5 protein-coding genes are annotated in these 8,699 nt (G+C 75.9%); all 5 read left to right on the top strand.

The features are described from left to right. Nucleotides 1-367 (top strand): hypothetical protein (locus NWP09_RS09615; protein WP_258275295.1); only part of this gene is annotated, 367 nt, incomplete at its 5' end. A gap of 9 nt (nt 368-376) precedes the next feature. Then, nucleotides 377-1,561 carry an NAD(P)/FAD-dependent oxidoreductase gene (locus tag NWP09_RS09610; RefSeq protein WP_258275294.1) on the top strand — a complete coding sequence of 395 codons (1,185 nt, stop codon included), beginning with the start codon at nt 377-379 and terminating at the stop codon, nt 1,559-1,561. A 77-nt stretch (nt 1,562-1,638) separates the two neighbouring features. Beyond that, nucleotides 1,639-2,481 carry a PP2C family serine/threonine-protein phosphatase gene (locus NWP09_RS09605; protein ID WP_258275293.1) on the top strand — a complete coding sequence of 281 codons (843 nt, stop codon included), beginning with the start codon at nt 1,639-1,641 and terminating at the stop codon, nt 2,479-2,481. Next, nucleotides 2,481-3,839 (top strand): serine/threonine-protein kinase, encoded by a 1,359-nt coding sequence (locus tag NWP09_RS09600; RefSeq protein ID WP_258275292.1) that lies wholly within the window; start codon nt 2,481-2,483, stop codon nt 3,837-3,839. Before NWP09_RS09605 ends, NWP09_RS09600 begins: the two co-directional genes overlap by 1 nt. Next, a partial coding sequence (locus NWP09_RS09595; RefSeq protein ID WP_258275291.1) for an Ig-like domain-containing protein occupies nt 3,836-8,699 on the top strand: 4,864 nt, incomplete at its 3' end. The genes NWP09_RS09600 and NWP09_RS09595, both read left to right, overlap by 4 nt.

Here is an 8,699-nt window from a genome sequence, read left to right as displayed (position 1 = left end):
GCTCCGCACGCTCGACGCGGCCGAGCGCGGAGACTCCGCGGTCGCCGATGCGGCGGCGGGCCGGTTCCTCGGGCTCGGGCATGCGCCCGACGCCGACCGGCTCCACGACCGCCTGCGGCGCTGGAGCGCGATCGCCGAGGCGACCCCGCTCGAGCTGCGGGGCCCGCTCCTCGTGATCGTCGGGTTCCTGCAGTACTTCGTCGGGCGCGGGCGCACGGCGGGACGCTGCGCCGAGCTGGCCATGGCGGTCGACCCCGCCCTCACGATGGCGCCGCTGCTGCGCGACATCGTCGACGCGAAGGGCGCGCCCGACTGGGTCCTCGGGCCCTGCGGGATCGCGGGTGCTTCCCCAGCGAAGCGGGAGTAGCGTCGCCGCATGGCCCGAGAGCGCACGCACGACGTCCTGGTGATCGGCGCGGGCAACGGCGGCCTGTCCGCCGCGGCTCATCTCCGGCGGCGCGGCTGCCGCGACGTCGGGCTCATCGAGCCGGCCGAGCGCCACGTCTACAAGCCGCTCCAGAACTACGTCGGCACGGGCCTCGCGCGGGACGACGAGCTCTCGAGGCCCCAGTCGACGCTCATCCCCGACGGGGTCGCGTGGCACCGCACGGCGGCCGTCTCGATCGACCCCGAGCGCCGCGTCGTGCGCTGCGCGAACGGCGCCGAGCTGCGCGGGCGCGACCTCGTCGTCGCCCCTGGCGCACTCGTCGACTGGAGCCTGCTGAGCGGCGCGCGCGAGGCGCTCGCGACGGGTCCTGCCGTCACGACCTTCGTCGACGGGGAGCTCGCCCGCACGCGCGACCGGATCGCGGCGCTGCGCGCGGGCCGCGCGCTGTTCCAGCTCCGCGCCCAGCCCGCCTCCGGCCGGGAGACCGCGCTCAAGCCGCTGTTCATCGCGTGCGACACGTGGCGTCGCGCCGGCGTCCTCGACGACATCGAGGTGATCCTCGTGCACGAGGGCGATCGCGTGCACCCGGTGGAGGCGATCGACGCCGAGGTCCGCCGGCACCTCGACCGCTACGGCGTCGAGGTGCGCCCCGCGACCCACGTCGTGGGCCTCCGGGAGCGCACGGTCGAGCTCGCCGGCCCGCACTGCTCGAGCGACGAGGTGGTGGACCTCGTGCACCTCCACCCGCCCTACAGCCCGCCGGCGCTCATCGCCGACTCGGGGCTCGACGCCGAGGGCACCGGCGGCTTCGCGGCGGTCGACCCCGAGACGCTGCAGCACCCGTCGCACCCCCGCGTCTGGATCGTGGGCGACGCCGGCGACCTCGGCGACGCCCGCACGGGCGGCGCGCTGCGCCACCAGGTGAAGACCGCGGTCGAGAACATCCGGCGCCAGCGGGCCGGGCTCGCGCTCGAGCGATACGACGGCTACACCGTCGCGCCGATCGCGACGGGGCGCGACCGCCTCTCCTTCGGCGAGTACGACCGCGCGCTCCGCGTGCGCCGCTCGCTGCCCGTGCCGGACGAGATCCGCTCGAGCCGCGCGTGGTACCTGCTCGACCGCTATGCGCTCCCGCAGATCTACTGGCACCGCATCCTGCGCGGCCGCCTCTGACCGCGACGATCGACGCGTCGCGCGCCGGTGCGCGCGGGGTGCGGGCCGCACAGCCCCGGCGTGGGAGACTGGAGGATGTGACCCACATCGGAGCGGCGAGCGGCGAGCACGCCACACAGGGGCCCGAGGCCCGGCAGTTCGCGGTGCGCTGGGCAGGACTGACCGACACCGGCTTCCGCCGCCAGCACAACGAGGACTCCCTCATCACGCTGCCGCCGGTGTTCGCCGTCGCCGACGGGATGGGCGGTCACTCGCACGGCGACCTCGCGAGCAAGGCGGTCGTCGAGCAGCTCGCGAGCCTGAGCGAGCTCGAGGCCGTCGAGCCGATCGACGTCGTCGAGGCGCTCCGCCGCGCGACCGACGAGATCGAGCAGCTCGGCGTCGGGGAGGGGTCGGCGGGCACGACCGTGACCGGATGCGCGTTCGCGCTCCACGAGGGCGCGCCCCACTTCGCGGTCTTCAACGTCGGCGACTCGCGCACGTACGCGATGCTCGGCGAGCGCCTCACCCGCATCACCGTCGACCACTCGGTCGTGCAGGAGCTCATCGACGCGGGGCTCCTCACCGAGGAGGAGGCCGAGACGCACCCGGAGGCGAACGTCGTCACGCGCGGCGTCGGCGCCGGCATCGACCCGGTGCCCGACTACTTCCTGCTGCCGATCATGCCGCAGCTGCGGCTGCTCGTGTGCTCCGACGGGCTCACGAAGGAGGTGCCCGACATCGAGATCGAGCGCCTGCTGTGGGAGCACGAGGAGCCGGCCGCCGCGGCGCAGGCGCTCGTCGCCGCCGCCCTCGACAGCGGCGGCCGCGACAACGTCTCGGTCATCGTGATCGACGTCACGCGAGCGCCGTCCGTCGACGACGTCGACCGCACCGTGCCCCGGACGACGCTCCGCGACGAGGAGCCGCGGCGGTCCTGATGGCCAGGCGGCTCCCCTCCGCGCCGCCGGTCCTGCCCGGCTACTCGCATCTCCACGTGCTCGGCACGGGAGGCTATGCCGACGTGTTCCTCTACGAGCAGGCGCTCCCGCGGCGCCCGGTCGCGGTCAAGGTGCTGCTCGCCGAGCTCGTCGACGAGGACGTCCGGCGCTCGTTCCGCACCGAGGTGAACCTCATGGGCCGCCTCTCGTCGCACCCCAGCATCCTCACCGTGTACGGCGCATCCGTCGCCGCGGACGGCCGCCCCTACCTCGTGATGGAGCTCGCGAACCCGGAGCTCGGCGAGCGCTTCCGCACCGAGCCGCTCGCCCCCGAGGCGGCGCTGCGCGTCGCGATCCGGATCGGGGCCGCGGTCGAGACCGCGCATCGCAGCGGCGTGCTGCACCGCGACATCAAGCCCGCGAACATCCTCACCACCTCGTTCGGGCACCCCGTCCTCAGCGACTTCGGCATCGCCGGGCTCCAGCACGACGCGACCGAGGCGGCGGGCGTCTCGGTGCCGTGGGCCGCGCCCGAGGTGCTGCGGGGCGAGACGGGCGGCACGGTCGCGACCGAGGTCTACTCGCTCGGCGCCACGGTGTTCTCGCTCATCGCGGGCCGCAGCCCCGCCGAGCACCCCGGGCGCGCGAACGACCACGCCGCCCTCCGCGAGCGGATCATCGCCCACGACCTGCTGCCCTCCCGCGCGATCCCCGCTCCGCTCCGCCCCGTGCTCGACCGCGCGCTCGCGGCGAAGCCGGGCGACCGCTACCCGAGCGTCGAGGCGATGCTGCTCGACCTGCAGCAGGTGCAGCGCGAGCTCGGCCTCGAGGTGACCCCGATCGAGGTCGAGGTCGACGCGTGGGCGGCGGAGCCGATCGTCGACGATGCGATCGACGACGACTCGGACGCGCTGCGGCTGCGGCAGCGCCGGTCGCGCCGCTCACCCGGGATCACGGGCAGCCGCGTCGACATCTCGCAGTCGACGGGCCGCCGCCAGCCGCAGAAGCCGAAGCGCTTCGCGATCGGGCTCGGCATCGCCGCCGCGAGCCTCGTCGTGCTCGCGATCGTCACGGTCGCCGCCTTCGCCCTCTCGAGCGTGTCGTCGCAGATCCCGCTCGTGCGCGACATCGTCGTGACCCCCGAGTCCGGTCGCGTCGCCTTCGCGTGGGAGGACCCGGGGCTCGTCGACACCGACACCTACCACGTGCGCACCTCGACGGGCGACGCGGTCATCCAGGGCGGCCGCGAGTTCACGATGACCGGCCAGCCGGGGGAGCGCCTCTGCATCCGCGTCGCCGTGAACCGCGACGGGTCGACCGGCGAGCCGACCGAGGCGTGCGGGGAGCCGCTGCCGTGAAGCGCCGCGCCGGCCTGACCGTCGGGGGCCTGCTCGTCGCGGGCGTCGTCGCGGGCGCGGTGCTCTCCCCGGGCTACCAGGCGCTCGAGCCGCGCCTCGACGGCTCGAGCGTGTGGGTCGCGAACGCGAGCGCCGGCGCGGTCGGGCTCGCGAACACCGCCAACAGCACGATCGAGCGCACCGTCCAGGTCGGCGGCGTCGACGAGGTGCACCAGACGCCGTCCGGCACCGTGGTCGTCGACCGCGACGCGTCCACGGTGCGGGTCCTGCCCGAGGACGCCGCGGAGGTCGGGCCGGCGGTGCCGATCGACGCGGGCGCCGTCGTCGCGACCCGCGGCGACCGCATCGTGATCACCTCGCCCGCGACCGGCGACGTCTGGCGCACGACGACGGGCGCGATCGCCGAGGGCACCCCGCTCGACGCTCCCGTCGTGGCGCTCGGCCGGGGCGGCGTCGCCGCGCTCGGCGACGAGAGCCTGCTCGCCGCGTCGCCGGGCCTCGGTCGGGTGCTGCGCATCGACGACTCGGGCGAGGTCGTCGAGAGCGACCGCGCCCCGGTCTCGCCCACCGCGCCCGAGCTGCAGCTCACGGCGCTCGGCGACGAGTGGGTGCTCTACGACGCGGGCTCCGGCGTGCTCTCGACCGCCTCATGGCAGCGCGCGCTCGGCGAGACCGGCGTGCGCCTCCAGGAGCCGGGCCCGGCGGCGAGCGCCGTCCTCTACGCGACCGACGGCGCGCTCGTGCGCCAGCAGCTGGGCGTGCCCGCGGCGACGACCCTCGCGAGCGGCACGCGCGGCGAGCCGGCGCGGCCGCTCGTGGACGACGGATGCGTCTACGCGGCCTGGCGCGACGGCACCGGCTGGCGCTCGTGCGAGGGCGTCGAGCCCGTCGTGCTCGCGCTCCAGGGCGTGGCGGTCGACGCGACGCTGCGCATCCTGCAGCGGGGGAGCGCGACCGCGCTCGTCGACTCGGGCACGGGCGCCGCGTGGTCGATCGATCGCGACGGCCGGCGCATCACCGGGTGGCAGCTCGACACCGACGAGCCCGCTCCCGAGACGCCGTCCGAGGGCGAGACGGTCGAGGAGACCGTCGACGCGGCGCCCGCCCCGCCCGTCGCCGAGGACGACGAGCTCGGCGCCCGGGCCGGAGCGACCACGGTGCTGCCGGTGCTCCTCAACGACAGCGACGCGAACGGCGACCCCATCGTCATCACCGACCTCGACGTCGACCGGGACGACGCATCCGCGAGCATCGCGCCCGACGGCCGCGGCATCCGCTTCGAGGCGCCCGCGAGCGGCCCGACCCGCATCCAGTACCGCGTCTCCGACGGGATGGAGAGCGACACCGCGGTCGCGACCGTGAGCCTGCGCGAGGGCAACGAGCCGCCCGTGCTCGTGCGCCCGGTGCGCGCGACGCTCGAGGCGAGCGCGACGATCGCGCTCGACGCCCTCGACGGCTGGGTCGACCCCGAGGGCGACCCGCTCGCGGTCGTCGACGCGCAGGCGGCGGCGCCCGACGCGGCGAGCGTGCGACCCGACGGCCGGCTCGAGTTCACCGACGGCGGCGCGGGCACCGAGCGCGCCGTGCAGGTGACGGTGACCGACGGGCAGGCCGTCGCGACGGCCGAGATCGTGCTCACCGTGCACGCGGGCTCGGTGCCCATCGTCGCGCAGCCGGTGACGGCGGTCACGCGCGTGGGCCACCCGCTCGTGCTCGAGCCGCTGCTGGCCGCGCAGGGCGGCGCGGGACCGCTCAGCCTCCACAACGTCGTGCACGCCGCGCTGCCGGTCGAGCCGAGCTTCGCGGACGGCACGATCCTCGTGCGGCCCACGGAGGCGGGCCTCATGCGCTTCTCGTACGTCGTCACCGACGGCACGGCGACCCAGGAGGGCGCGATCGTCGTGCGCGTGCTCGAGGGCGCCGACGCGTCGACCCCGCCGGTGACGACCCCCGTGCGCACCGTCCTGCCGTCGGTCGGCACGGTCGCGCTCGACGTCGACGACCTCGCGATCGACCCGGCCGGCGGGGTCGTCGCGCTCACGCTCGCGACGAGCGACGCGCGAGCCGTGCGCGCGGAGGTCGTCGACGCGGAGCAGCTGCGGCTCTCGCTCACCGACGAGCTCGACGGGCAGGCGATCGTGCGCTACACCGTGACGAACGGCGTGCAGGACGCCGAGGGCGAGGTGCACGTCTCGAGCAGCGGCGCGGCGACGGTGCAGGCGCCGATCGCGCGCGACGACCGGGCCACCGTCCGGCCCGGCGGGCTCGTCGAGATCCCCGTGCTCGTCAACGACGAGCAGCCGGACGGGCTCGACCTCGAGCTCGACCCCGTGATCGTCGCCCCGCCCGAGGCCGGGCTGCTCTTCGTCGACGGCGACCGGATGCGCTTCGTCGCCCCGGACGAGCCGGGCACGTTCACCGCGACCTACGCCGTGCGCGGACCGGACGGGCAGGCGGCGGCGGCCGACGTCACGCTCGCGGTCGCCGAGGCGGCGCGCACGACGAACGCGGCACCGGATGCGGCGCCGGTCGAGGCGCGCGTCGTCGCGGGCGCGAGCGTCGACCTCCCGCTGCCCCTGTCGAACGCCGACCCCAACGGCGACCCCGTGCAGCTGCTCGGGCCCTCGAGCGCCCCGAGCCTCGGCTTCGTGACGCAGGTCGGCCGCTCGACGCTGCGCTACGAGGCCGGCGACTACTCGCGCGGCACCGACGAGTTCCGCTACCGCGTGACCGACGACCTCGGCGCGACCGCCGAGGGCCTCGTGCGCGTCACCGTCGTGGAGCCGGCGCCCGCGCTCCCGCCGGTGCTCGGCGCCGACGCCGCCGCGATGCGCCCCGACTCGACGCTCATGGTGCCCGTGCTCGACAACGACAGCGATCCCGCGGGCCTGCCGCTCGAGATCGTCGACGTCGAGACCGCCTCGCCCCACGGCTCCGCGATCATCCGGGATGGCGCGGTCCTCGTCACGGCCGGCCCCGAGGCATCCGACATCGGGGTGATCGTGACGGTCGAGAACTCGGCCGGCACGACCGCCGCGAGCTGGCTGCGCATCGACGTCGACCCCGCCGCGCCCCCGCCACCGCCGCACGTGCTCGACGTGCAGGTGCCGATCCAGTCCATCGCCTCGGCCGACGCGGTGCGGATCGACCCGCTCGCGCACGCGAGCGTGCCGGACGGCCGGACCGACGTGCTCTCGGCGAGCCTGCCCATGCCTGCCGAGGGCGTGTCGCTGCGCGAGGACGGCTCGATCGAGATCGCCGTCCACGACCGCACGCGCTTCGTGCCGTTCACCGTCGCGCGCTCCGACGACCCCGCGCCGACCCGCACCGCGGTCATCGCGGTGCCGGGTCGCGACGACGCCCTGCCGCAGCTGAAGCCCGGCGTCGCCCCGCTCGTGACGCGCGCGGGGGAGACGCTCGAGATCGACATCGACTCGGTCGTCGACACCGTCGACGGCGGTGGCGCGTACATCACCGATGCGAGCGCGGTCGAGGCGGCGCCGACCGACGGCTCGAACCCCGTCATCGACGAGAAGACCCTGCGCTTCGTGCCCCAGCCGGGCTACTTCGGCCCCGCGAGCATCACGTTCGAGGTGACCGACGGCGACGGGCCGACGGACCCCGAGGGCCGGGTGGGCACGATCGTGCTGCCGATCGAGGTGCTCGCGGGCGCCGACGTGCCGCTCACGGTGCTCGGCTCGTTCGTGCAGCTCGAGGCGGGCGACGAGCGCACGATCGACCTCGCCCGCATCACGCGCGCGCCCGACCCGGCGCGGCTCGCGGATGCGACGTGGTCGATCGAGGACCACGTCCCGTCGGGGTTCCAGGCGTCGATCTCCGGCTCGACGCTCACGGTGCGCGCGCTCGACCGCACCGACCGCGGCACGCGCGCGGAGCTGCGGATCGGGGTGCGGGACGCCGCGGGCGCCGGCGTGCCGGGCACGGTCTCCCTCTCGGTCATCTCGTCGACGAAGCCGCTCGTCGCGCCGCTGCCCGACGCGGTCACGGTGCAGCGCGGCACGGCCGCGGAGGTGCGGCCGCTGCTCAACGACGAGGCATCGAACCCGTTCCCCGCGACGCCGCTGCGCATCGGCGGCCTGCGGGACGCGGGCGCCGCCCAGCGGGGCATCTCCGCGACCGTGCAGGGCGGCACCGTGTCGGTCGCCGCCTCGCCGTCGGCGGTGATCGGCACGACGATCCTGCAGGTGCTCGTGCTCGACGCGCCCGGCACCCCCGAGCGCGGCGTCTGGAGCCCGATCGCCGTGACGGTGCAGGACGTGCCCGATGCGCCCGCGCCGCCCGTGCAGGCGTTCGACGAGCACGTCGACGGAGTCGTGACGATGGCGATCGACCCGCCGGCGGCGAACGGCAGCCCCATCACGGGCTACCGCATCGTCGGCAGCGGCGTCGACGTCGCGTGCGGCCCGACCCCGCGCTGCCGCATCGAGGGGCTGCCCGCGGGAGTCGACCTCCGGCTCCAGGCGATCGCGACGAACGCGCTCGGCGACAGCCAGCCCTCGGCCCCCTCGCAGCCCGTGCACGCCGACCGCCTGCCGAACGTCGTGCCGGGTGTCGTAGCGACGCCGGGCGCCGCGCCGGGCACGGTGCGCGTGTCGTGGCAGGGCGTGCCGCAGCCGCAGGGCGGCACCCCGATCGAGGCGTACCTCGTGCGCCTCTCCGGCTCGGGGCTCGACCAGCTCGTGCGGGTCGGCGCGACCGAGCGGACGACGACCCTGACGGGCCTCACCCCGGGCCGCGCGTACGCGGTCGAGGTCGCCGCGGCGAACCGGGCCGGCGTGCCGGACGCCGGCTGGCGCTGGCCGGCCGCGCCCGTGCCGTTCACCGCGGTCGGGGTGCCCG

This window comes from Agrococcus sp. HG114, assembly GCF_024723325.1.
Taxonomy (GTDB): Bacteria; Actinomycetota; Actinomycetes; order Actinomycetales; family Microbacteriaceae; genus Agrococcus.
Note: the sequence above shows the minus strand (reverse complement) of the source record. Positions and strands in the feature narration are given on the sequence as shown.

Coding starts and splice junctions, on each gene's coding strand:
- NWP09_RS09610 (WP_258275294.1), top strand. CDS start 377: ATGGCCCGAGAGCGCACGCACGACGTCCTGGTGATCGGCGCGGGCAAC.
- NWP09_RS09600 (WP_258275292.1), top strand. CDS start 2,481: ATGGCCAGGCGGCTCCCCTCCGCGCCGCCGGTCCTGCCCGGCTACTCG.